Raw genomic sequence first — 26,079 nt, 5'->3', positions numbered from 1 at the left:
CCTCTTACACAACTTTTCTAGCATATCTAAAGAACCATGTCCAATATTCTTTTCGTACGTTTTGGACAGGAATTGCTGGCAAGTCATAGGCTTGAATCAATGCATTCATATCTGCATCACTAGTTTGAACCCAATATGGTTCTTTTCCGTGGTCTAGTAATAATGTAAGAATGCTTTCCGATCTACTTTCCTGCTCTGTACCCAAGAAGAATCCATAATATCCCCAGTTGGTTTCAATGATTCGTTCAATACCTTCTTTGACTTTTGGATCCAATCCTTTTCCTACAGATTCACAAAGTGAACCAATATATGATTCTAATTGTGCATAGGTATGACGATCAGCTTTACGCAATTGTTTTACATTATTTTGTACATCTTGATAAGCTTGTTTACGAATAGACTCTATAATTTGATTTTCAAGAATCGCCTGTAACAATTCTTTTGTACTTGCGGTAAGTGTTTTCGGTCCTTCTACCTTACGGGCTGTGTCATTTGTCGCTTCATGCATAGTTAAGGCTTGATCATGTAGCCAGAATCGTAATTGACCAAATCCTTCTTCACAACGCTCTCCAATGCCCTTGCAAAATAGTGTATGTAAGCTTTCTACCTCTGGCTCTGTCCAATCATCCTCTGTACGAATGAATAGAATCGACCCAGCGCTGAGTCCCATCGCTTCTGGGCGGTACACACCCCATATCCCTACGAAACTTTGCACCTTCTCCATAGCAGCAAAGCCAGTTACATCTAGTCCTTCTACTGAAAATGTCTTAGTAGGAAAGGCTTCTTGCAATTCTTCCAGTACCGTTTGCGCAACCCCATTGATTCCATGTAATGTAATTCCTAACTGTTCTCTGCCTAGCAATGTACTATCTAAACGAAGGCAAAATGATTTGGTAGTTTGAATCGACTGAGCCACTGCTTTTGTATCGCAAACGACATTCTCTATAGGGCTCATCCGTATATCACAATGACCATAGCCAGTGCGTCTAGAGCGACCACACCGAATACGTAACCGATCTTGTTTCCATGGTAATCCATGCATTAATTCTTGCAAATACGCTTCTTCCCCATAGATATATGTAATAAATGTTTGTCCCACATCAATGGATTCATAATTGTAAATGCCACCATCACGACTTTTACCTTCAAACCGTTCGTGATCTTCTTGACGGCTCATATGAAAGTGTACAGAACTACGTACAGATGTCATATACAGTTCATTCTGTTTGACAATTCCCATGCCAGAAAAACCTTTATAACCAGCCTCTCCAGGTTGATAGACTAAATCTATAATTTCCTGACTTGTTTTTGCACCTTGTAAGGATTTTGGCAATGGATAGGCACGTTCTTCCTCTACTTTTGGATAGGCATTCGTAAAGACAAGTTTTCCTAGGAATAATTTTCGGAATGTGTCATTTTCATGAGCTACCTTTCCTAATTGTTGCTGTTTAATAAACAATTCTGCTAACATACCTCGAATCATAGAGCCAGTAAAATACGTTTTCGTTCCTGTTAATACTTGTGCACTATCTTCAGAAGTAATAATAACAGGTGATTTTGTTGTAATTTCTAATCGTAATTGTTTCATATCGTCCCCTACTTACTTCTTATTCAACGCTTGTTTCACAAGTTCTAATTGTGCATCCATGGTGCATTGAATTCTACCTAACCCACGATTCCGTTTATACCCAATATTCTTCGCATTTTGCAATGCTACCGCTAGCAAATGTTCATGCGCTTCCGTACCATTATACATAGAAATTTGACCCGTAAAGATTTGCTCTTCCTTATCCATCACTCGCAGATTGCGTAAACTACCTTCTTTCACAACACCAGAATTTTCATCAATAGCCGTTTCATAGCGTAGGGATGTGAAGGCATTACGGATGGATTTTTTTGTTACCACAGAGGGATAGGCTGTATGTAAAAGCTCTAATTCATTTTTTAAAGCCTCATACCCTGCAATATGAAAATCTCCAATTTCTAATACTACTTGAGATTCTTTATGTCCTCTATTAAATAACTCATCTAATACAGTTTTGTTTACATACGGATATTCATATCCGTCTTGAAGTCCCTCTACCATTTCTACCACTTCCAAGGCACTCTCATAGAGCACACCTCGAAACCGTTTAGCAGGAATATAGGGAATCCCCATAGAGTCTACTAACATATCAATATCTACATTCACATCAGCTTGACCGCCACTAAGTTGCAATGGAGACATTAATTGGATTGTCACATCATATTGTTTCATCATACTATTTCCTTTACCTGTTACTATTTAGGATGACTTTCATTGACACTACGAATGGCTGCTTCCACCGCATCATATATTTTTTGTTGCAACGCCTCTTGAGGCATGTACTCTAACATCTCGATGGCATCAATATACGGTGTCACAAACTGTTTTGCATCACTTCGATTGGAGGTCACATACCCTGCTTCCCATCCGTAAGTATGATAGGCTTCCCAACCTTTAGTTTTTGGCAATGGTGTGTTACGGTATTCCAATTGTTGAATCGTATCGTGCAGTGTATGTAAGTCAGCTTGTAGAGCATACCGTAATCCTTTTACTTTATTATGCCCCATTCCTGCATCGCCTTGTTTCATACTCTTTCTGAAAGCAGCAATCGTATCTAACATCGCCATATAATGCTTATGACCTAGCTTCTCTGTAGCCGATACCACTTGTTTATCTGTTGTACCTACTACTATATTATCTGATATTAAATACGGACCATAATGCAGTTGTCCACCTAGTTCAGATGTATATTCCTGCTCACGAATTTGTTCCAATGTAGGAGATTGTTCTCCATGCAAAATGGCAAAATCCATCCAACTCGATCCATTCGCACGCGATTCTTTCTTAGCATTAGCACATAATTGTTCCGCTAATTCATAGCCTCGGAAAAATGGATAGGATGTATTTAAAATAGCGATACCTGCACAAGAATACATAGCACTATCTCCTAAACTATCTAGGTATGCCATTTCTTTTCGGCTGATTCTTTCTAAGGCAGTCATAAATACGTGGCTCAATAAGGTAGCTAGCCTTGCATGACACACAAAGGTTACATCATCACCACCAATGATGATGGGGCGAATTGGCAAATACTGAATAGCATTACCAGATGTATCCTTACGAGATAGCTTAATATTTTCTGCTTTATATTCCTCTTCACTAATCATGGCTGCCACTTGTACCATTACGGCAAATGCTCGTTCAGTAATGCGTTTAACTTGATTAGATAAAGCACTTCGTTCTGCTAAGGATTTACACTTTGCGAATCGTTCCCCCATATTATTGCCATCAATATGAACAATGGCAAAATAGTCATCGCCAGTGACTTGTCCTAAATCTTCAAACTCTTTCGGAAAGTCATAGCCTGCGATATACTCTCCATAGATATGATGAAGATGCTTAGTAGACGTATCAGACATTTTATGTTTCGCAATTACTTCTTGTGACACATAGCGACCACATCTACTTTTCTTAGGGTCATAGGCATCTAATTCTCCATTCGCACTTTCACCGTTAATACTGCACGGTAATGTAAATCCTGTCATTGGCACATTCACAATAGGATGAATTTCATTTTGATTCTTTTTCAAAATGGTGTACAAATCTTTTAACTCTTTTTGAAATACCGTCGTTGTTTCATCACCATTTTTAATTTCTGTATCATCTAATTCCAATATCCCAAAGGCAGCATTGGTTTTTAATCCAGGATAGGTTACAATGATATGCTTCGTAAACGCTTTTACTACTTCTTTTCGTGGATCGAAACTTTCTGTCACCAAATCTTCCTTAAATAACACCAATGCATTGCCACCACCAATATAGGCTACATACGTGTTATAGTGACCATTGGTAAAGCCTGCCACTATCTCTTCATTTCCTTTTGGAGATTCCCACGTTTTCTCTGTTGGTACTACTAGCCCTAAGTTATGTCCCAACTCAGATTGTAATATGGCATCCACTAAATCATTTTGAAATAATTGCTCTACAATATAAGAGGCGCCAATATTAGTTCGTAAGGTCGTTCCAGAAAAAATATACTTTTGGATAGACCTTGTATCCATTAATAATGCTGCTACTTTCATAAATTACCTCATGTTACATAGACTCATAATATTGAAATACAATTTACACGTATAGTTGAGCTATCGTTCCTCCCTTTTTTCTTCCAGCGTTTCACAGGTTACGCCTTATCTTATTCTGCAAGTAGATATGCGATTCTGTATAAAGTATGTTAAGATAATAGTAACCTATTTATATCATAGAATCCATATACAATTTGTTAAAATACTTCATCTTTATATAATTCTACATAGTTCAGGAAACTCCTTTTTTATTACTTATTCTCAAGTAAATTAGTCTGATTTTGCCTATTAGGAGGCTTATATGCTACAACCAATTACAACCTTTGACATCACTGTAAAATTTGAAACCGATCTCCCTATCCATCAATCCATGGGCAGTGTATTTCACGGCATCATCATGCAATACATCGACACGGATTATGCCACAGAACTTCACCGCAGTCAGGTACATCCTTATCGACAATTTGTATTCTTTGATGACAAAAGCCAATCCTATATCTGGCGTATCATCACATTTTCCTACACCTGTGAGACTCAAATTCGGTCTATGTTAGAATCCCTCCCCAATAAAGTATTTGTTCGCCAAAAACAACTCTACCTAGATATTGTAACTATGAGTATCTCCTCCACTTCACACGACGCTCTATGTGAATTACTATTAGGTCCCAATCTAGATGATCCTGCAGATATTCAAGAGATACAAATCAACTTCAAAACATGCACTAGCTTTAAATCTCAAGATGCCTATCAACCGTTCCCCGATTTAGAGCGCATCTTTCAAAGTTTATTAAAACGGTGGAATGCTTTTTCGGAAACCTATACCTTTACAGCGCCAGGCTTAGCTAAAGAATTATGTCAAGCTACCACCTTGGTTGACTATCGGATACAGTTCAAACCTTATCGTGTAGATCGTACACAAATACCTGCTTTCATAGGATACTATACGGTTCGTTTTAAAAAGAACCACTCCTTAGCGCCACTAGCAATGTTATTATTGTTTTATTCACAGTTTACTGGAGTTGGTATAAAAACCGCTCTTGGCATGGGGGGAATTCAAATTAAAACTGACTCCTAAATTATTTCTTAAACCACCGCAATTTAATGTCTGCCACAGTTCTTTTACCAGCATTTACATCGCTAGGTGAGCTTGCTAAAGTAATGGTATACCGATCTTGGCCTCCTAATTTAGCTTTAAAATGAGATCCTTCTTTCGTAATCTCTGCACCTATGGAAGTAAGCTCATTGCGCATCCGATCTGTAAAGCGGCGATAATTACTAAATAAACTATCTAAGGAGTCATACACATCCCAAGCATCTTTTTTTCGAGGTGCGTTATGTCTGATAATATCGTCACAAATATCATAGATTCGATTGCTCGCATGGATATCTTGTGGCTTATGGTCTTGTTGCACATCCTCTAAAATCTTTAGGACTGCACTTCTAATTTCATCGTTATAAATATCATCTTCTTTACCATAATGCAACAAAGCTGGACCCGACTCAGAACTATTCATCCTAGATTGCAATATGCTTAATTCTTGTTGAAGGTTCATATAATCTAGTAAATATTTTTCTGCCTGAGCTTCTGCCTCTTTCAGTCTCTCTTCTAATGTAGCTGTTTCATTCACTGCCATTTCTGCTAGTTCTTTTGATTCAGTTCGCTCTTGGAGAGACTGTTTTATTTTCTTCTCTAATACCTTCTGTTGAACCCCATACCAACTATCTAATGGTCTACGATCAATTAAGTTCATTTCGCCACACACAATATCTACAATTCTTTGACGCACCTTTTCTGAGTTTACCTCCGTATCAGTATGGTATACTTTCACATCTGGTGCTTGCATTGAATTTTTATGGTGATAAATAGTGACTGAATTGATTTCATACTCATCTGATTTTACAAAGATACGTGCCACCCCTTCTAAGTTAAGTACCAATTTATCCATGTTAATTCTTTCTATGAAAGTGGGCGTTCCTTTGATGACGACATTACATACACTATGAACTGATTCTTGCAATAAATTAGTTTCAATCTCTTCCGACCATTCCATCACATCGGGACCGATAGGTACCCCATGTTCTTCAGCTATATAGTCACCTTTTACCAAGTATTTAATCACAGATGGCGCCCAAAAATAGCGATTAGTTTCTGACATTGATTCATCAAAGTTTTTATGTTGTAATACACAAACTGTGCGTTCTTTTGCATTGAATACAACCTCTGTTTTCCACAACCCCGATTCATCTGGTGCCTGTTCAAACAAAGCTGCCATGATGTCCTCATCTTCATATTGTTCAATCATGAGGGTATGCCCATTTTCTTCCCAAGCGGGACTCATATCCAACCCATCCCAAGTGACAGCCTCTGAAAATGCTTGATAGTCTACATGCTGACGCCACTCTAATAATGTTCGAATAAAGCTTCGTGGTTGTAATTTGTCTGTCACTTTCAATTTTGTACTATAGACAATCATGATGTCTCTCCTGTTCTTTATTTTACACATTACTTATAGTTAGTATATCAAGTTTAATAAACTATGTGAATATTATTTTCACTATGCTCCTCATCATAATATACAACACCTACAGCAGCTACACACATGCCTACGATAGCTAACACTTCCATATGCTCTCCTACCTCTTAATACAATCACATCTCTAGTCCCTAGTATAACAAATCTATTATTTTCTAAATTACAAAAGTCCCAATAGTTAATTTACTATTAGGACTTTATATGAGGCAATGCTTCTTGTATACTCTTCATACTTACGAATGCCAAAAGTTTTATATGCATATTTCCATATTCATAACCAGTCATTCCATAATCAATAACATAGACCAAGCCAAAAAGACCCTCCCGAAGGAGAGCCTTTTCGTATAAGATTCGCTATTGAGCTATTGATTAGCCTTGTTGTAATTCGTCTTCAAATCCTTTTTGTAAACGAACATAGGATTGACGACGTTCTTTAGCTAATTGTTTGTTGATTTCTAACAATTCTTTGCTCATTGCAGGAACCGCTTTACCCAAAGATGTGTAACGAACTTCTTTTCCTAAGAAGGAGTCGAATAATTCGTAATCAGGAGCTTTGGAGTCAAGGCTGAATGGGTTTTTGCCTTGTGCTTTCAAAGCTGGGTTGTAACGGTATAAATCCCAGTAACCGGCTGCAACAGCTTGTTTAGTTTCAGCTTGTGCATTACCCATACCACCTTTGATACCATGGTTGATACATGGAGCGTAAGCGATGATTAGGGATGGACCTGGATATGCTTCAGCTTCTGCTAATGCTTTCATCAATTGGTTCATGTCAGCACCCATACCAACTTGAGCCACATAGATGTTGCCATATGTCATAGCGATCATGCCAAGGTCTTTTTTGTTTGTACGTTTACCTTGCGCAGCGAATTGAGCAACCGCACCTACGCGAGTAGATTTAGATGCTTGACCTCCAGTGTTGGAGTATACTTCTGTATCGAATACGAATACGTTAACGTCTTCGCCGGAAGCCAATACATGATCAAGGCCACCGAAACCGATATCGTATGCCCAACCGTCACCACCGAAGATCCATTGGGAACGTTTTACAAGGTATTGTTTTTTAGCCAATACTTCTTTTACAGCTTCTGTTTGTTCTACTTTGGAAAGAGCATCGATAACTGCTTTAGCACGGTCACGAGTACCTTCGCCTTGAAGACGTTTTTCTAACCATAAGTCAAGAACTTGTTTAGTTGCTTCATCAGCAGTTTCAGCAATGGAAGCTACAGTATCAGCTAATTGTGTACGAATTTTTTCAGTACCGATGAACATACCGTAACCGAACTCAGCATTATCCTCGAATAAGGAGTTAGCCCATGCAGGACCTTGGCCTTGTTGGTTTTTAGTGTATGGAGATGCTGGCATAGATGCACCCCAGATGGAGGAACAACCTGTTGCATTGGCAATCATCATACGGTCACCGAACAATTGAGTAATCAATTTAGCGTATGGAGTTTCACCACAACCTGCGCAAGCGCCGGAGAACTCAAGCAATGGAGTTTTGAATTGGGAACCTTTCACAGTTTCTTGTTTCATTGGGTGAGATTTAGTTGGTAATGCTACACCATAATCCCAAGCTGGAGCAAATTCTAATTCGCCATCGATAGGGCGCATTTCGATTGCTTTTCCTTTAGGAGCTGGACAAATGTTTACACAGTTACCGCAACCTAAGCAGTCTAATGGAGATACTGCAATACGGAATTGCAATTCACCTTTAGTCATCATTTCTGGAATTGTTTCAAAGTTTTCTGGACCTGCTGCTGCTTCTTCTGCTGTCGCTAATACAGGACGGATAGTCGCATGTGGACAAACGAAGGAACATTGGTTACATTGGATACAGTTTTCTTTAATCCAGTGAGGAACGAATAAAGCAGCACCACGTTTTTCGAATGCAGCTGTACCAGAAGGTAATGTACCATCTTCATAACCTGTGAAAGCGGATACTGGTAAGTCATAACCCGCTTGTGCATTAACAGGTTTTGCAATGTTAGCCACATAGCTTGGGCAAGTTGTGCAAGAAGATTTTTCGAAAGTATCTTCGGAATCTTTTGCATCTTTCCATTCTGCTGGAACGTCTACTTTTACAAGAGCTCCTACACCTTGGTCAACAGCTTCGTTATTCATTGCAACAACGTCTGCACCTTTTTTGCCATATGTTTTTTCAATGGAGTCTTTTAAGTACTCAACTGCTTTGTCGATAGGAATGATTGTATCTTCAGTCAATTTGAAGAACGCAGCTTGTGTAACCATGTTGATACGGCCACCCAAACCAATTTCAGCTGCAATTTTCGCTGCATTGATGATGTAGAAGTTCAATTCTTTTTCAGCAATTGTACGACGAAGTTTTGCAGGCAATTTTTCTGCTAATTCTTCTGGAGACCAAGTACAGTTCAATAAGAATGTACCGCCGTGTTTAATACCACGAAGAAGATCATATTCATGTACATAAGATTGACGATGACAAGCGATAAATTCTGGTTCAGTTACCAAGTATGGTTTGTTAATTGGATTTTTACCAAAACGTAAGTGAGACATTGTGACCCCACCAGATTTTTTGGAGTCATAGTCGAAGTATGCTTGTGCATACATATCTGTATGGTCACCGATAATTTTGATGGCAGATTTGTTAGCACCTACAGTTCCGTCAGAACCAAAGCCCCAGAATTTACATCCAGTTAAACCTTCAGTTTTTACGGATACGCCTTCAGCACGGTTTAAGGACAAGTTAGTTACATCGTCATTGATACCCAATGTGAAGAAACGTTTGCCAGCTTCTGCTAACATGTTATCGAATACTGCTACAAGGTCAGCTGGGATTACGTCTTTAGAAGAAAGACCATAACGACCGCCGAATACTTTAGCATTAATATTGTGTTGAACAAGTGCTGCTTGAACGTCTAAGAATAAAGGTTCAGCTAATGCACCTGGCTCTTTTGTACGGTCTAATACTGCTACGCGTTCTACAGTTTTTGGAAGAGCCGCTACAAAACGATCTGTCGCGAATGGACGGAATAAGTGTACTTGTACGAAACCAACTTTACGGCCTTGTGCACGTAAGTAATCTACAGTTTCAGTAGCTACTTGTGCAGAAGAACCCATTGTTACGATTACGTCAGTTGCATCTTCAGCACCATAGTAGTTAAACAATTGGTAGTTACGACCAGTGATTTTGTTGATTTCATGCATGTAATGTTCTACTACATTTGGAACTTCTAAGTAGAATGGGTTAGAAGCTTCACGATGTTGGAAGTAGATATCAGGGTTTTCAGCAGTACCACGAGTTACAGGAGCATCTGGGTTCAACGCACGTTGACGGAATGCTTCTAAAGCGTCTTGGTCTACTAAAGGTTTTAATTCATCATATTCTAATACTTCGATTTTTTGGATTTCGTGAGACGTACGGAAACCGTCGAAGAAGTTGATGAAAGGAACGCGAGTTTTTAACGCTGTTAAATGCGCAACTGGAGCAAGATCCATAACTTCTTGTACAGAGGATTCTGCTAACATAGCACAACCAGCAGCACGAGCTGCCATAACGTCTTGATGGTCACCAAAGATAGACAATGCTTGCGCTGCGATAGCACGAGCTGCTACGTGGAATACACCTGGAAGTAACTCACCAGACACTTTGTACAAGTTAGGTAACATTAATAATAGACCTTGAGAAGATGTGAACGTAGTTGTCAATGCGCCCGCTTGTAAAGAACCGTGAACTGCTGCTGCAGCGCCGGCTTCGGATTGCATTTCAACAACCTGTACAGTATGACCGAACAAGTTTTTACGACCTTGTCCTGCCCATTCATCCACATGTTCTGGCATTGGAGAAGATGGAGTGATAGGATAAATCGCTGCCACTTCAGAAAAACCATACGCTACGTGAGCTGCAGCTTGGTTGCCGTCCATAGTTTTCATTTTACGCATGTTAAAATAGCCTCCTTACAGCAAATAAAAATTAACACTTGTAGTTACATACAAAATAGGGGGATGTATATAGACTCTTAGCCAAGCACTCGCTGGTCGAATCTTCCCCTCTGAGTATCAAAATGTTTTTTGAAATATGAATCGTTTATTTCTAAAAAGATTGCATATGTTGCAAAAATGTAATAATATATAAGTTATATAGTACCTCTTTGCAAATTTGTGAAGTAGCAACTCTACTTCGTAACAAATTGATATAGCCTTATGGTTTCATTATACATTGAGAACGAGAACTTCGCAATACCATAAACACTATATGCATTGCTAATTATGCGATTATCAATTTACATTTACACATGCTTTGTTGCTTAAATAGCATACTAAAAAAGAGGGCTTTTGTTATTACCATATTTAAGAGGTGCATTATGGACTTTCATCACTTAAAATACTTCGTAGAAGTGGCGGATCAAAAAAGTTTCAGCAAGGCCGCAAGAAATCTTCACATTTCACAATCTGCTATCAGCCGTACCATAAAAGCTCTAGAGGATGAGCTAGGTGTTGTATTATTCATTCGTAATGCAAAATCCGTTGAAATGACTGACGGTGGCACCATCTTTTTAACCCATGCAAAACGGGTTGTGTTCATGTTTGAACATTTAAAAATCGATTTTGAAAACGAATTCCGCCTAGAACAAGGCTCTGTATTAATAGGTTTACCGCCAGTAACAGATGCTCCAATCTTTGCACAATTATTAGGTGAGTTTAAACAAACCTACCCTCAAATCGAATTAGAACTTTATGAACATGGGTCTAAAAAAATAGAAATCTCTGTCCAAGAAGGTCTCATCGACGTGGGCATCATCTGTACCAAACCGAATGCCAAAGAATTTGATTCTTTTTATTTAACAAGTGATCCTCTCAGCGTTATCTTACCAAAAGACAATCCATTAGCCGAAGAAGAATCTATCTCCCTCGATCAATTAGCAGACCAATCTTTCGTATTGCACAAAGATGATTTCAACCTACATGACGAAATCGTAAAATCTTGTAAATCTGTGGGCTTCCAACCACACATTGTATTTGAAACGAGCCAACGTGATTTGATGTTACAAACCGTAGCCGCTCACTTAGCGATTGCTTTATTACCTAGCCGCTTATGCCCTACGGAAGATGAAAACACAAAAGTAGGATCTAGCGTTGTAGTACGTCCTTTAGTGAACCCTGAAATTATGCATACCTTACACGTGATTTGGAAAAAAGGACATTACCTATCTCATGCATCCCGCTTATGGTTAGACTTTGTGATGGCACGTTTGCCATTAATCCCTGGCGACACCCATGAAGAACCAGCTGAGTAAACTACTTCTGAAAGCAGGATCTCTCCTAGGGAAACCACTGTTCTGGATTATCCTCTACGTACTAAGCAGTACCTATTGGATGATATCACAGCAACTAGAAATTGACACTCTGAAAGAACACATCGATACGGAGCACACCATGGAACATAGCGATACCTTTCACTATCGCTTGACCAACCTAGAAAACATCAGTAACTCTCACGGAGAGCGACTGAAAGAGCTAGAACGTGACAGCTGGCAACTCAAACGCTTCGCCAACCAACACCAGTTCCGCATCATGCAACTAGAGTGGGAACATCCTAACATAGAGGCCCCAGAACCAAGCAAAGCCACACCAGTGAAAACACCATTTAAAGCAAACCCAACCAACGTCCCAGACGTGAAAAAATAAACAAAGGACTGTACCAAGTGCTTCAACACTAAGTACAGTCCTTTTCATATTCCATTTACTACTGCATACTCCCATGCGACGCCTACCTTAGCACTGACTGTATAAAAAAAGGGGGATATATATCTGTAAAAAACAATTTGCGGCAGCATACCCCCATGTGACGCCTACCTCAGCACTTACTACATTTGAAAAAGAGGGATATGTGAGACATAAAAACAATTTGCGACAGCATGTTTTTTACAGACATATATCCCCCTCCCACCCAAAATACATCAGTGCTTAGTGTATAAGGAGCATCCATTCGAGGAACGTACACAGTACATACGCAATGATAAACTTCACTTTCTGTTTCCGCTCTCGATCTTCATCAGCTACTTTTAACCGATGTGCTAGGAATCGTTTATCCCGTATTTGCATCAACATTTCCACGATGTGCTCTTGTCGTTTCACAACGTTTTTATCATTCTCTAGGGCCTGTTTCTGCATCGCAATACGTCGTTGTAATCGTCGCATCTGTATCTTAATGTTATTGCTCACAAAGACAGATTGCCATTTTTTCCTCGTTTCAAAATACATATAAATATACCGAGGAATATTCATGACGATAAAACTGAATAGTAAAATGCTCAAGGAAATAAAGAAATACGTAGAAAAAGAAAAATCCTGTAATTCTTCATGTGGTAAGTAATGGTTTAAGATAATAAAACTCACCCATACCCCTATGGGCAGTAACAAAGCAGCCGCCATATCTATGGAGCGTACCCAGTTCGTTTTGACCGGCATTTCAGGAGCTGAATAGGTTTCTAGCTTCTGATGAAATGCATAGTACTCCACTTGCAGTACAGATTGTCCCGATCTGATGGCTGTTAATAACACCGGTCCTATGCTTTCCTTTGGTCGCTGTGGCCAAGGAATGAAGTCTCGCACTGGGCTATTGGGTGACAAATCAAACCGAATAATGCCTTTCTTTTCTAAACGCATAGATGACGTATCATTACCGATACTGAAAGGATTAAAGAACATCCCCAATACATGTAAGCTCCAATTCCCCAAAATATGAGTAATAATATTTAAAAACAAACCACCCATATCTATATTAGCTACATCTAATTTAAGCTGAATGGTAGATGTATAATCATCAAACCAAATATCATCAACATCAAATTCTACATTAATGACATTCCCCAATTTCGTGATGACATTCATAAATACCTTATTATTCGGTTCAAACTCAAAAATAATAGAATGAAAGAACCAATGATTACGCACCACAGATCGCATCTTACGGTTCACCGCTTCTTCCTCAATAGATAGCATACGATGATCGTACAATGTATTTCCATCTTCTAATTGCTCGGGTAAACGTGGGGCTTCTATATGTGTTTGTGTAGTTACAGCATTGGCTAATTTCAACAGCTTTGTAACTAATTGTCCCATATATATCTCCTATCTAGTAGGTTATTCGAATCTACGTGATACACTTTCATAATTTACCACAATTATATCATAGTCCCCCTATAAATGAAAGAAAAGCCCCACCTATACTAAATTCGTTCCATACTCAATCGATGGTACTCGTAGAATCGACCTTGTAAAGCTAATAAACTTTCATAGGTTCCACTTTCTACAATGTGACCCTGTTCTAAGAACAAGATACGATCCATTTCATGCAATTGTTCAATATGGTGTGTAATGTATAAAACAGTTTTTCCTTGGAACAAAGTACTCAACTGATCTTGTACCAAGTGCCGTGTGACTTGGTCTAATCCTTCCAGAGGCTCATCCAAGAGCAGAATTTCAGCATCACGCAAATACAATCGTGCCATACCAAGGCGTTGTCGTTGTCCACCACTAAGACCCATGCCCCCTTGACCGACCATAGTACGCAACCCTTTTGGTAACGTCTGTACCCAGTCCGCCAGTTGTACCGCTTCTAAGGCTTGCCAAATGTCCTCATCTGTAGCACTTGGCTTAGCCAATCGGATGTTATCGCCAATGGTAGCATGGAATACATAGATGTCTTGAGTCACATATGCCATATAGGATTGTAATTGTTCCTCTGAAAGCCCCCTTGTATCGACTCCATTAATAGATATAGTACCACTGTACGCATACCATCCTTGTAATAGTGCAAATAAAGTACTTTTACCAGACCCGCTAGGCCCCACAATCGCTACTTTCTCGCCTTTTTGAATAGACAAATTAAGGTCATCATATACAGGCACCACATCATAAGCAAAGGTTAGGGAACCTATTCTAATCAAAGGAGATATTTCCATATCACCTTTTTCCCTATTTTGCTCATCAAATTCTTTCTTAGGCACAACAAGTTTTTCTCTACCATTCTTTGTCATCCCTTGCCTTTGTGACTGCTTCACAGTGGTTCCAATGTCTTCAACCTTGTGCAAAGGCTTATTATTATCATCGGGTATATCAGCAAGTCTCCTTCTATGAGCAACCACGTTATCTACTGATAGGTTCTGTTGTTTCCGTTGCCCTTCTAACTGTTCTAATCGCTCCATGGCTAACGCACTTTCATAGCCATGCAAGGATGCTTCCGTCATAGGCTGCAATATTTCAAAGTAGGATTGCAAGCCGATAGCAATGACAGCCACCCATAGTGATGCGTAGGCCTTTTCAGCGATGACCCATACTCCAACAATTACACCCACTAATAACGCCGATTGAGCTAATCCTAATACTAGTGTCTGATTCCAACGAACACCACGATTCCATAGACTTTGCCAACCATCAAAAGCAGTAAAAGATGCTTTCATAGACTGTATAAATCTTGTTTCTTGATGGCTCATAATGATATCTACCACGCCATGCATAGATTCGATGAATTTTTCTTTCATCTGCCCCCGTGTATGCAATCGCATAGGAGGGACTCGGCGCAACATATAGGTAATGATGATTGGCAGTATAATACCTACAATGATACTGTACAGCACGATTACTATGGCTACGATAGGATGTAATTGATATCCTATGATACAGCCTAGTACTGTAACTCCGAGGAATGACAAACTAGGCACTAAAGTGCGCAAATAAAAGAACTGTAATGTTTCAATATCTGCCATAATTCGACCTAGTAGGTCACCCATTTTCATAGATTGAAAGATGCGAGGCACTAATGGTTCTAAGCGCCTAAAGAAGGCAACGCGCAATTCATACAAGCCTTGGAAAGCCATAGAATGGGATACGTACCGTTCCCCATAGCGACAGATGGCACGGCCAATCCCAAAGAACCGCACTCCTACGATAGCCAAGCTAAGCACCACTAAGACAGGATGCTCCGAGGCTTTCGTTATAAGCCATGTGGACGTAGTCAGTAGTCCAATATTCATAAGTACCGTGGTCATAGCAAACATAACACTGCCTACTAGTAAGGCTCTATGTTGAGATAGCAAGTTCCATAGTGATATTAATCCCAGGCGTATATTCGGTTGCTTTAGGAAATCTATCGCTTTACTTTGCTGTATGTATCTCTCCGTACTTCTTGGTATACCTGTAGTATGGTTTGTATCATCATAGTTTGAGTTACAATCTATCCTATTAGAGCTAGCACTCACTTGGCTTCTGGATATACACTCTCTATCCTTTATCAGATCATCACTTGCATCATTGTATTTATCATTCTTATGGGAACATACCAGTTGTTTTGGTTCATTAGGATTAAAAGACACCTGTTTATCATGTTCTAACACATCCACGCTAGCCTTATTGTTATCCCTTAAATTATGTACCGCACTATCTTCATATGTTTCTAGTTTCCGCATCACCGGATTACTATAGGTATTCACTAAAGACGCAAAATATCCATTTTCTGCCACTAAATCCGTATAGCTGCCGGATTCAACTAGTCTTCCTGCTTGCATCACAAATAAAGTATCCACATACTTCATAGTTTGCACTCGATGGCCCACATAGAGAACGATTTTATCTTGACCATACTCACGCAGTACCTGCATAATCAAATTTTCTGCTTCCACATCTAAATGGGCCGTCACTTCATCGAGGATAAGGATTTGCGCTGGTCGCAACAAGGTCCGACCTAAGGCTAATCGTTGGCGTTGTCCACCAGATAATCCGTAACCACCTTCTCCAATCACCGTATCAAGCCCCAATGGTAAGGCACTCACAAAATCAGCTAATTGCACTTGTTGCAATACTTTCCACAACGTTTCATCACTTGACTCTAACCCAAATTGTAAGTTTTCCCGTAAGGTACCACTCATGATATACGGCGTTTGACTGAGGTACGCAATCTGCTTGTGGTACCACTGACTATCTAGGGTTTGTAAATCATAGCCATCCACTGTGACCTGCCCCTTAGTAGGCGTCAATAATTGCATAAGCACATTGGATATCGTCGTTTTGCCCGCTCCGCTTTCACCGACTAGCATATAGGAACACCCACGTTTCAATACGCCTGTGAAAGTCTCTAAACCCACATGATCTTCCTCATATTCGTACACCACATCACGGAACTCAATAGTTTGCATCGGACTCGTAAGTGTTTCTTCACCTGTATGAACTACTTCTATACCAGATGTTAGATACTCTTGCACTGCTGTCAAACTCACCTTACCAGACAATCCTGTATGGAACGCAGCACCTAGTTGTCGTAAAGGCGCATAGAAATCTGGTGCCAGTAATAAAATAAAGAAGGCCGGCAAAAACTCTACTTCACCATACACTAAGGACACCCCTAGGTAAACGGCAATCATAGCTGTACTAATGGTACCAATCAATTCCAGCACCAAGGCAGATAAGAAAGCGATACGCAATACCTTTAATGTGGCATCACGGAATTCGCCAGATAAGCGACCGATGACATGAACCTGTTCTTTGGCACGACCAAATACTTTCAACGTCGTCAAACCTTGTAACACATCAAGGAAATGACCTCCTAAGAATTGCATGCGTTCCCATTGTTGTTTGTTTAATTTGTCCGCTTGTTTACCGATAAGAATCATAAAGAAAGGAATCAAAGGATAGGTCATTAATAAAATCCATCCAATCCAAGATACAGAATCGATGATGGCTATGGATATCATAAGAGGGATCAATACCGCATAGAGAGCTTGTGGAATGTATTGGCTCATATAGGCATCTACATGGTCTAATCCATCTGTCAGAATATGGGTAACAGATCCAGCACTCTCGGATTGGCGAACACCTTGGGCAATCATATGATGTAACACTCGATTCCGTAGGTCCTCATGAACGACACTAGCAATATGGTCTCTTAGCCACTGTTCTCCATGAGAACATGCCATACGCATACTAATCATGGCTCCTAAGACAGCCATCATACCATAGGATAGGCTTTCACCTTGTACTACTAAGCTATCAATGATGCGAGCAAAGGCATAGGCTTGTCCTAAGGTCGCTACCGTACCAAGTAAGGTCAGCAACAATAGCCCCCCATAGGAACGAGGGTGCAATTTCACTAATTGCCACGCAAAGGGATGAAACATACGACCTCCTTTCAGAATCATTACGTATGGATTCCTTGTTTATACAACAAAAGGGACGTGAAACCACGCCCCTTTCAAAATCACTATGGATTAATAGTGTAAGTCATCTTGTGATACACGATGACGGAAATAGTAATATGCCCATGCTTGGTACACTAATACGATAGGTACAAAGATGCATGCTACGATTGTCATCAATGTTAATGTGTATGTAGAAGATGCAGCATTCATGATTGTTAAGCTGTACGCTGGATCAATGCTGGATACCATAATGCGAGGGAATAATCCTGCAAAGTAAGCCAATGTAACAAATAGAATTGTTAACGCACTGAACACGAAGCCTTTACCAGTTTGGCGTGCACGTGTAAATCCCCAAGATACTAGGAAACTTACAATAGCTAATGCAAACGCTACCGTTGCCAATGTACTGTGGAATAAGTCAGTGTACACATAGGTAGCACCTACTAATACCAACGCACCAACTGCTGTGATCACACCTTCTACTAAGGCTGCTGCACGAGCACGTTCAGAGATTTCCCCTGTTGTTTTTAAGGAAGCATATAATGCACCATGGTACAAGAATACACATACAAATGCAACGCCACAAAGGATCGTATATACGCTCAATAAATCTAAGAAACCACCTACATAGTTCATGTGTTTATCAATTGGTGTACCTTGGATTAAATTACCTACTGTGACACCCCAAAGAAGTGCAGGGATAGCAGAGCCAAAGAAAATGCACCAGTCGAAAGCACTACGCCATGTTGGGCTTTTATCTTTACTACGGAAGTCGAAAGACACACCACGAGCAATTAAAGCTGCTAACATCAAGAACAACGCCAAGTAGAAACCACTGAATAGTGTGGCATATACTTGTGGGAAGGATGCGAACATAGCACCACCAGCCGTCAACATCCATACTTGGTTACCGTCCCATACAGGTCCGATAGTATTGATTAATTGACGACGTTCACGGTCTGTTTTACCCAAGAATGGGAGCCACATGCCTACACCGTAATCAAGTCCTTCTAAAATGAAGAATCCTGTAAATAGTACACCTACTAAGATGAACCAAATTAATTCTAAGTTATTTGTAATTATTTCCATAATGTAGCCTCCTCTTGTTCAACCACATCATGAGCTGGGTTACCGTTAGGGCCCGCTTGGATATGTTTTACTGCTAAGTAAATGGCAGCAATTGCCATCACTACGTATACAGCTGTAAAACCGATGATTGTTGTCCAGATTTCTGGTGCTGTTACCACTTTGGATGCACCATCAGCTGTTTTTTGTAATCCATATACAAGCCATGGTTGGCGACCTGCTTCTGCCACATACCAACCTGTGGAGTTAGCAATAAATGGAAGGGCTAATAAATGATAGATGCTTTTTAGAGCCACTCTATTGTTAAGCAATTTGCCTTTCACATGTAAATAGTATCCCACAATGGATGTCACTAACATAATAATGCCAGCTAAAATCATCACACGGAAGGACCAGAACATAGATGTTACATGTGGCACATAATCACCCGCTCCATGTTTCAGTTCTGCTTCTTTTTGAAGGTCGTTGATACCTTTCACTTCCCCTTTGAAAGAGTCATGAACCACGAAAGATAAGGCGCCTGGAATGCCGATTTCAAAGCTATTCTTTTTCCCTTCTTGGTCAATGCCTGCTGCAATAGCAAATGGAGCTGGATCATGTGTTTCCCACAATGCTTCAAAAGCAGCTACTTTCATAGGCTGTAATTTTGCCACTGTTTGGCCTTGGAAGTGACCTGCGCCGCCTACTAATAAGCCGCCAATCACAGCTGCACCTAAACCAAACTTGATAGATTTAGAGTAAAACTCTACGTGATTATTTTTCAATAAATGCCATGCGCTGACAGATGCGATAATCACGCCAGCTGTTAAGATACCATCTGTAAAGATGTGTAAATATTGGCCTGGTAAGTATCCATTTTGTAAGATTGCTGCAAAAGAATCCATCTCTGCACGACCATTACGAAGTACATAGCCTACTGGATGTTGCATGAATGAGTTCGCTACTAAAATCCAAAATGCTGATAAATTACTACCAATCGCTACTAATACCGCTACAAATGCGTGTGCTTTAGGGGACATTTTATCCCAACCAAAAATCCAAGCCCCCATAAAGGTGGACTCTAAGAAGAATGCTGTTAAGGCTTCTAACGCCAAAGGAGCTCCGAAAATATCTCCCATGAAACGAGAGTATTCTGCCCAGTTCATTCCAAAATGGAACTCTTGAACGATACCTGTTACAACACCCATTGCAAAGTTAATCAGGAATAATTTACCCCAGAACTTTGCCATTTTTTTGTACACTTCGTTTTTCGTACGCGCATAAGTAATTTCCAATATTGCTACTAATACTGTCATACCTAGCGTGAACGGTACGAAGAGCCAGTGATAGATCGTAGTCAATGCAAATTGAAAACGAGCTAACAAGACTGCATCCATCATGCCAATTCCTCCTCACTTGAACATAAATTTAGACCACATGGTGCAATGATATATGAATCGAACGTTCACGTTTTGCCAACGTTTCGAAATCAACATTTTTTAACTCTTCTATTAACACCGCTTGAATCTTGCCCACAGCCTCTTGTACAGCACATTGACCGTGACAACCACGGGAGCAGCTTTCAGAGTCATATAAACAATGTTGAAGATATGTGTCGCCTTCTACAGCAGTCACCACATCATACAAGTTGATATCTTTTGGTTTTTTTGCTAGTGAAAATCCGCCATCTACACCTCGATAGGAATGCAATAATTTAGCATTCACTAGATAGCGCATAATTTTTAACAAGAATCGTTCTGGAATCTTACTTGTTTTTGCTAATTCTGCCCCAACCTTTCGAGTACCGAATGGTAATGTAGACATATATAAGATAATCCGAAACGCATAGTCTGTTGCCTGATTAAACTTCAATGGTATCTCCCTTATTGATTCTATAACATATATTGTATATGAGCGTGGAAAGTACACTCTAGTAGTATACTTTTTAGCGATAAAAAATGCTCGAGTGCATACGCCTTCGAGCATCTCTTACCTTTATTATAAGAAATTATTGAGAATGTTGCAATACATTTCTTCATAATTTCTTCATTTTTTATACATGTGCCAACGCATCAATAATCACATATGCCAAAGCTGATACACCAGCAGATAATGGTATAGTAATAAACCAAGCAAATACCATGGAGCGTGCTGTACTCCAGTTCACTGCTCTGACGCGCATTGCTGTGCCTACACCCATGATGGATCCACTCACAACATGTGTCGTAGATACTGGCAAGTGTAATAAAGTAGCTGTAAAAATAGTTATGGCAGAGTTCAAGTCCGCTGCAAATCCATTGATACTTTCCAATTTAAAAATTTTACTACCCACAGTAGCAATAATTTTCCAACCACCTGCTGCTGTGCCTAATGCCATCGCTGTAGCACAAGCAATTTTCACCCAAACCGGTACATCTAAGGTTTGTAAGTGACCACTAGCTACTAAGGTTAATGTAATTATGCCCATCGCTTTTTGTGCATCATTAGAGCCGTGAGAGAATGACATGAGCGCTGCAGACACCAATTGCATATTTCGGAATCGATCATTTAAGATAATTGGCGAAAATCGTCCAAATAGAATCAGCAGTATTTTCATCACAATATAGCCCAATACTAAGGCTAAAACAGGCGATGCTACCAAAGAAATAAAGATTTTACTAATCCCACCAACTTGTAATGCTTCTGGTCCTACAGAAATCAGTACAGCACCGATGATTCCACCGATTAATGCATGGGAAGAAGAACTTGGAATCCCATACCACCAGGTCAAAAGGTTCCAGAAAATAGCTCCTACTAACGCAGCCACTATAATCTCACCATTGATCATCTCTGGGGCAGTAACGATATCGCCACCAATTGTTTTAGCAACACCAGTACTCACCATGGCACCTAAGAAATTTAAGGTTGCCGCCATCATAACTGCTGTTTTCGGAGCAATTGCTCTTGTTGATACAGATGTGGCAATTGCATTAGCAGTATCATGGAATCCATTTATATAGTCAAAGGCAAGCGCTAATAGCACTACTGCCCATATCACCCAACCATCAAGCATACTTCAATACTACCCGGCGGAATGTTCCAACCAAAGTCTCAGAGCCATCGATAACTTCTTCCATGGAGCTAAGAATTTCCTTCCACTTAATGATTTCAATAGGATCACTGCACTCTGTAAAAAGTTTCGCCATTTCCACATGATAAATATCATCTGCCTCTGCTTCTAGACGTAACACTTCTAACGCACGACCTTCTACTTTTAAATAGTTTTTCTTTAAGCTTCCCATATAAGAAATAGATTTTTTAATGTGCTTACAACATTTTGCCACGATTTCCGCCATGCGAATGGCTCCTGCTGTAGGTTCACTTTGTACTTGGTACATCACCATTTTATCCATAATTTCCTTGATGTTATCAATGGTATTATCTAATTGATCAATCAATAGTTGGATATCTTCACGGTCCATCGGTGTAATAAATGTTTTACGCAAACGGTCCATCGTAGCCGCCACCAATTCATCAGCTTCGTGTTCTTTTTGTTCAATTTGACGAAGTGCTTCTTTCTTTTCCACTTCTCCTTCAAACACTTCTTGCATCAACTGTGCCGCCTCATGACAAAGCTCTGCATGCTCATTCAGCATACTAAAAAACTTTTCTTCTTTTCCTTTTAAATTGAAAGCCATTACATCCTCCAATAACTTACTATGTGATTTACATATAATCATTATAGCACGTTACCAATCACTTGTGCACGCAAAATGCAAAAGAGCCTATGCATTTTTTAGTTTCTACTTTGCATCTTTTACTAAAAGTACATTCTATGACTGATTCACTTCTATTTAAGTGTCATTACCATGCCTCATAAATCTAATAACTATCTACAAGCATCACATTTTAGTCTGTAAAAAGCAAAAATATAGCTATCTCAGCACCATGAATACACAGTTACAAAAGATAGCTATCTCTAATCTATTATTTAATTAGTTCTCGCTTTAGATGTTTTACTTCAGGCAAAATTAATTCTTTCATGGCCAACGTAACAGCTCCCACAGAACCTGGGATAGCGAATAAAATCGTATGATCTTTTACTCCCGCAATGGCGCGAGATGCTAACGCTTTTGTACCAATATCATCACGATAGCTTAAGAAACGAAATAACTCGCCAAAGCCCGGAATCTCCTTATCTAATAGAGGCTGCACTGCCTCGATAGATACATCACGTTTGGCAATTCCTGTACCCCCAGTACTGATAATAATATCTGCAACATCTACACTATCCTCATATATCCATGCACGAACATCATTACCTGTAGACGTCTTCAAAACTTGAACATCTCCACCATAGTTGCCAGTGAAAGCCTTAAGAATAGCGCCTTGAATCTCTTCGATTGTATCTATCACAATCTGACGAGATACCACAACAAAACCAGCCTCTCTAGCTAACTCCTCAACACGATCTCCACCTTTATCAGTTTCCTTTGTTCTTGTATCAGACACAGTAATAACCGCTACTGTCAACGGACGGTCTGTAAATTCCATCATTGCCATATGATGATTCCTTTCTTTACATTTAATACTATATACTACAACGGTCGTAAAACCAGTAACTTTAATAGGTAACCTTGTCATTCATACTAGAGAGCGCTCTCATATAAACTTTCATAAAGTTTACTATACCAAATTCTAGAGCATATACAACTCCAAATTAGATCTACTACGATATAGTTTTACTCATACACTGCTCATTAAAACCTGTATCATTAAAACTTTACACACCATAGATATCCTCTTAATGCTAGACACCGTGTATTCCTAAATATCTAAGTTCTACCTATATGTATAGTAGCATATCTCCTGTCGTAACACTATAGCAAATGTTAATGACTGAAAAATTCTTTCACCTCTTTTAGCTGTCCTTTTGTGCAAGAAACATATAGTTCGTCTCCACACTGTAACACGGTTGTCGCAACAGGCACAATCGGTTGCCCTCCTCGGTCAATGCTTACGATGATAGCTCCCCTCGGTAGCTCAATATCTTTCAACATCATATCTACATAAGGACACACCACTTGCAGACGAGTTTGAAAAAATGTTTGTTCCTCCTCTGCGCCTACCAAACCTTGGCTCATCCGAAGTAACAGATTATCGTAGATAGGCAATTCTTTCATAAATTCTGCTGTTAAATAGGCAATGATTGCCACCGTTCCTACTTGGTATATACTGTGAAAGCTATTTGTCATTTCTAACACAAGTAAAATCGCTAATAAAGGTGTTCTCATGGAGGCAGCTAACATGCCTGCCATACCGCAAATAATGAAACTACTACTGAAAGCATTAGGGAGCATATGTAATTCTACTAATATACTATACATCAATGCTCCTACTGCCGATCCAATCACCACCATAGGGAGGAAGATACCCCCTTGCGCACCATTGCCATAGCAAATAGAAGTTAAGATAATCTTGCCGATAACAATATATAATAGCAGCTGAAAGGTCTGTTGATGGTCAACCATCATGGTCACTACATCATTACCACCACCCAATAGTAACTGTGAATCCAGTCCTAATAACGTCACCCCTAAGAATGTGAGAGAAATTTTCCACCCTCTAGAAATAGGAAGTTTATCATATAAGGATTTGACACCCACAATCATACGATTGAAAAAGATCCCGAAGAAACCTACTCCAACACCTAATATAAGGAGTGTAGCGAAATACTCCATAGGGATACTTTCCATTACAGAAAATCCCAATGACGGAGTTAGTCCAAACACTAAAGAAGTAACTAAATTCGCCGAAATGGTAGCCGAAAATGTAGGAATCACAAGTTTAGGGTAAAAACTTTTATGAACTTCTTCGAACACAAAAATAGCACCCGATACTGGTGCACTAAAGGCAGCCGTCAATCCCGCAGCTGCTCCGGCAGACGTTAAAATTCGCTCCTCTCGAAGAGAACTACCAAACCAATTCGATAGTAATTTACCCGTTGCACCACCAAGCTGTACAGATGGTCCTTCGCGCCCTACGGAGAATCCAACAATACCAGTAAAAGCCCCGCCAAAGAACTTAGATACTAATGTAGGAAAGGGGTTCATGTTAAAGATACCTTTCATTTCTCCTTCAATTTGAGGAATCCCTGAGCCACCTGATAAAGGAGCCCATTTTAATAATAGATGACAGCACCACCCTAAGACCATCATAACAATGGTCCATATAATGATTTGCTCTATTGTAGCACTAGCCATAAACTCGTGACGAAAGTTATTTCCCCAATGAATTATATATCTGAAAGCAGAACCAATCGTACCTGCCACTATTCCAATAAGAATACCTTTTACAATTAATAAAAGAAACTCTTCCCTATCAAAGGTGTTAAAAAATTCTATCTTAGGTCTTTTGAAAATATTGTTTCGTTTATTATGTATCATACTATCACCTTAGTTACCTTAATACTAGGTATAGTATACAAGGTTACAGTTGATTTGTCATTATGTAAAATTGTTCTTGTTTTACTCTAGTATGAACAAATCAAGATTTGCGCGTCGATTTGCCTTTTTACCTTTTAACACTTTCCTTTCCCTGCTTTGTTCCTGACTGTGGGTTTTATTCGCCCTTCGGGCTTTAAAAGCTTACGTTAAGGACATATATCTCTTGTCCTTTTTGTTCCTAGCTGTGGGTTTTGTTAGCTCCTATAGAGCTACAAAACCTTACGCTAGGAACTAAGCGATACTCTATGATTTGCGCGTCGTTTCACTCCTTCAAATCATGAGTCCTGCTTATGCACGTGCTACGCTCCTTCAAATCATGAGCCCTGCTTATCCCAGACCTTGTCATATGTAACTTAATTACTACTTAATCAATCTGGCTGGAAACGGTCATTGCAAAATAGAATATTGCATTAGAAAACAAAAAGAGACACCTTTCGGTGTCTCTTTTCGTTTTCTTAATCAGCGACTTCCTATCCTCCCAGGCCGTTTCCAGCCAAGTACTTTCGGCGTTTACGAGCTTAACTACTGTGTTCGGGATGGGAACAGGTGGTTCCTCGTAGCTATCGTCACTGAATTTGTCAGGGTGTTCCCTGAAAACTACATAGAAGAATAATATTTAACTTACAAGTTTTATTTAAGTAAAGCCCTCGATTTATTAGTACCAGTCAGCTCCATGCCTTACAGCACTTCCACACCTGGCCTATCAACCATGTC

Annotated in this window: 17 protein-coding genes and 1 rRNA gene; 3 read left to right on the top strand and 15 right to left on the bottom strand. The window is 39.7% G+C overall.

What is annotated here, in order from left to right:
• Positions 1–4: 4 nt before the first annotated feature.
• Genes EO125_RS07830 through EO125_RS07820 form a run of 3 tightly spaced genes read right to left on the bottom strand, consistent with a single transcriptional unit; the run spans position 5 to position 4,107 of the window.
• On the bottom strand, positions 5–1,588 hold the full coding sequence (locus EO125_RS07830; RefSeq protein ID WP_127148408.1) for a hypothetical protein: 1,584 nt from the start codon (positions 1,586–1,588) through the stop codon (positions 5–7).
• A gap of 12 nt (positions 1,589–1,600) precedes the next feature.
• Entirely contained in the window at positions 1,601–2,260 is a 660-nt protein-coding gene (locus EO125_RS07825; protein ID WP_127148407.1) for an RAMP superfamily CRISPR-associated protein, read from the bottom strand.
• 20 nt (positions 2,261–2,280) lie between these two features.
• Positions 2,281–4,107, bottom strand: a complete 1,827-nt coding sequence (locus tag EO125_RS07820) for a hypothetical protein (RefSeq protein WP_127148406.1) — start codon at positions 4,105–4,107, stop codon at positions 2,281–2,283.
• 301 nt (positions 4,108–4,408) lie between these two features.
• On the opposite strand from EO125_RS07820, the gene cas6 reads away from it, so the two are divergent.
• A complete protein-coding gene (cas6, locus tag EO125_RS07815) occupies positions 4,409–5,182 on the top strand; it encodes a CRISPR system precrRNA processing endoribonuclease RAMP protein Cas6 (RefSeq protein WP_127148405.1) in 774 nt (257 codons plus the stop codon).
• Position 5,183: 1 nt separating this feature from the next.
• Here the strand turns inward: cas6 and EO125_RS07810 are convergent, their stop codons facing one another.
• Together EO125_RS07810 and nifJ are read right to left on the bottom strand one after the other, a co-directional pair.
• On the bottom strand, positions 5,184–6,581 hold the full coding sequence (locus tag EO125_RS07810) for a hypothetical protein (RefSeq protein ID WP_127148404.1): 1,398 nt from the start codon (positions 6,579–6,581) through the stop codon (positions 5,184–5,186).
• A gap of 429 nt (positions 6,582–7,010) precedes the next feature.
• Positions 7,011–10,562, bottom strand: a complete 3,552-nt coding sequence (gene nifJ / locus EO125_RS07805) for a pyruvate:ferredoxin (flavodoxin) oxidoreductase (RefSeq protein ID WP_127148403.1) — start codon at positions 10,560–10,562, stop codon at positions 7,011–7,013.
• A 422-nt stretch (positions 10,563–10,984) separates the two neighbouring features.
• Here nifJ and EO125_RS07800 point away from each other — a divergent pair, with 422 nt between their 5' ends.
• Together EO125_RS07800 and EO125_RS07795 are read left to right on the top strand one after the other, a co-directional pair.
• Positions 10,985–11,917: a LysR family transcriptional regulator gene (locus EO125_RS07800; RefSeq protein ID WP_127148402.1), complete on the top strand. Its 933-nt coding sequence runs from the start codon at positions 10,985–10,987 to the stop codon at positions 11,915–11,917.
• A 79-nt stretch (positions 11,918–11,996) separates the two neighbouring features.
• Entirely contained in the window at positions 11,997–12,308 is a 312-nt protein-coding gene (locus tag EO125_RS07795; RefSeq protein WP_164726480.1) for a hypothetical protein, read from the top strand.
• A 279-nt stretch (positions 12,309–12,587) separates the two neighbouring features.
• Here EO125_RS07795 and EO125_RS07790 read toward each other — a convergent pair whose 3' ends face one another.
• From EO125_RS07790 to rrf, 10 genes are all read right to left on the bottom strand, one after another.
• Positions 12,588–13,745: a hypothetical protein gene (locus EO125_RS07790; protein WP_127148400.1), complete on the bottom strand. Its 1,158-nt coding sequence runs from the start codon at positions 13,743–13,745 to the stop codon at positions 12,588–12,590.
• A gap of 107 nt (positions 13,746–13,852) precedes the next feature.
• Positions 13,853–17,794 (bottom strand): thiol reductant ABC exporter subunit CydD, encoded by a 3,942-nt coding sequence (gene cydD / locus EO125_RS07785; protein WP_164726479.1) that lies wholly within the window; start codon positions 17,792–17,794, stop codon positions 13,853–13,855.
• 90 nt (positions 17,795–17,884) lie between these two features.
• Entirely contained in the window at positions 17,885–18,904 is a 1,020-nt protein-coding gene (gene cydB, locus EO125_RS07780) for a cytochrome d ubiquinol oxidase subunit II (RefSeq protein ID WP_127148398.1), read from the bottom strand.
• The gene (locus EO125_RS07775) at positions 18,895–20,280 is read right to left on the bottom strand and encodes a cytochrome ubiquinol oxidase subunit I (RefSeq protein WP_127148397.1); all 1,386 of its coding nucleotides are present in this window, start codon (positions 20,278–20,280) and stop codon (positions 18,895–18,897) included. The genes cydB and EO125_RS07775 overlap by 10 nt, the downstream gene beginning before the upstream one ends.
• Positions 20,281–20,308: 28 nt before the next feature.
• A complete protein-coding gene (locus tag EO125_RS07770) occupies positions 20,309–20,752 on the bottom strand; it encodes an Rrf2 family transcriptional regulator (protein WP_127148396.1) in 444 nt (147 codons plus the stop codon).
• Between the two features lie 181 nt (positions 20,753–20,933).
• Positions 20,934–21,932: an inorganic phosphate transporter gene (locus tag EO125_RS07765; protein ID WP_127148395.1), complete on the bottom strand. Its 999-nt coding sequence runs from the start codon at positions 21,930–21,932 to the stop codon at positions 20,934–20,936.
• Positions 21,925–22,557 (bottom strand): DUF47 domain-containing protein, encoded by a 633-nt coding sequence (locus EO125_RS07760; protein WP_127148394.1) that lies wholly within the window; start codon positions 22,555–22,557, stop codon positions 21,925–21,927. Before EO125_RS07760 ends, EO125_RS07765 begins: the two co-directional genes overlap by 8 nt.
• Before the next feature lie 289 nt (positions 22,558–22,846).
• Positions 22,847–23,422, bottom strand: a complete 576-nt coding sequence (locus EO125_RS07755; RefSeq protein WP_127148393.1) for a molybdenum cofactor biosynthesis protein B — start codon at positions 23,420–23,422, stop codon at positions 22,847–22,849.
• 329 nt (positions 23,423–23,751) lie between these two features.
• Positions 23,752–25,305, bottom strand: a complete 1,554-nt coding sequence (locus EO125_RS07750; RefSeq protein WP_127148392.1) for a ClC family H(+)/Cl(-) exchange transporter — start codon at positions 25,303–25,305, stop codon at positions 23,752–23,754.
• A 517-nt stretch (positions 25,306–25,822) separates the two neighbouring features.
• A 5S ribosomal RNA gene (rrf, locus tag EO125_RS07745) occupies positions 25,823–25,939 on the bottom strand.
• Positions 25,940–26,079 lie beyond the last annotated feature (140 nt).

The organism is Veillonella sp. VA139, from assembly GCF_003992005.1.
Taxonomy (GTDB): domain Bacteria; phylum Bacillota; class Negativicutes; order Veillonellales; family Veillonellaceae; genus F0422.
Note: the sequence above shows the minus strand (reverse complement) of the source record. Positions and strands in the feature narration are given on the sequence as shown.

Coding starts and splice junctions, on each gene's coding strand:
- EO125_RS07830 (WP_127148408.1), bottom strand. CDS start 1,588: ATGAAACAATTACGATTAGAAATTACAACAAAATCACCTGTTATTATT.
- EO125_RS07825 (WP_127148407.1), bottom strand. CDS start 2,260: ATGATGAAACAATATGATGTGACAATCCAATTAATGTCTCCATTGCAA.
- EO125_RS07820 (WP_127148406.1), bottom strand. CDS start 4,107: ATGAAAGTAGCAGCATTATTAATGGATACAAGGTCTATCCAAAAGTAT.
- cas6 (WP_127148405.1), top strand. CDS start 4,409: ATGCTACAACCAATTACAACCTTTGACATCACTGTAAAATTTGAAACC.
- EO125_RS07810 (WP_127148404.1), bottom strand. CDS start 6,581: ATGATTGTCTATAGTACAAAATTGAAAGTGACAGACAAATTACAACCA.
- nifJ (WP_127148403.1), bottom strand. CDS start 10,562: ATGCGTAAAATGAAAACTATGGACGGCAACCAAGCTGCAGCTCACGTA.
- EO125_RS07800 (WP_127148402.1), top strand. CDS start 10,985: ATGGACTTTCATCACTTAAAATACTTCGTAGAAGTGGCGGATCAAAAA.
- EO125_RS07795 (WP_164726480.1), top strand. CDS start 11,997: ATGATATCACAGCAACTAGAAATTGACACTCTGAAAGAACACATCGAT.
- EO125_RS07790 (WP_127148400.1), bottom strand. CDS start 13,745: ATGGGACAATTAGTTACAAAGCTGTTGAAATTAGCCAATGCTGTAACT.
- cydD (WP_164726479.1), bottom strand. CDS start 17,794: ATGTTTCATCCCTTTGCGTGGCAATTAGTGAAATTGCACCCTCGTTCC.
- cydB (WP_127148398.1), bottom strand. CDS start 18,904: ATGGAAATAATTACAAATAACTTAGAATTAATTTGGTTCATCTTAGTA.
- EO125_RS07775 (WP_127148397.1), bottom strand. CDS start 20,280: ATGATGGATGCAGTCTTGTTAGCTCGTTTTCAATTTGCATTGACTACG.
- EO125_RS07765 (WP_127148395.1), bottom strand. CDS start 21,932: ATGCTTGATGGTTGGGTGATATGGGCAGTAGTGCTATTAGCGCTTGCC.
- EO125_RS07760 (WP_127148394.1), bottom strand. CDS start 22,557: ATGGCTTTCAATTTAAAAGGAAAAGAAGAAAAGTTTTTTAGTATGCTG.
- EO125_RS07755 (WP_127148393.1), bottom strand. CDS start 23,422: ATGGCAATGATGGAATTTACAGACCGTCCGTTGACAGTAGCGGTTATT.
- EO125_RS07750 (WP_127148392.1), bottom strand. CDS start 25,305: ATGATACATAATAAACGAAACAATATTTTCAAAAGACCTAAGATAGAA.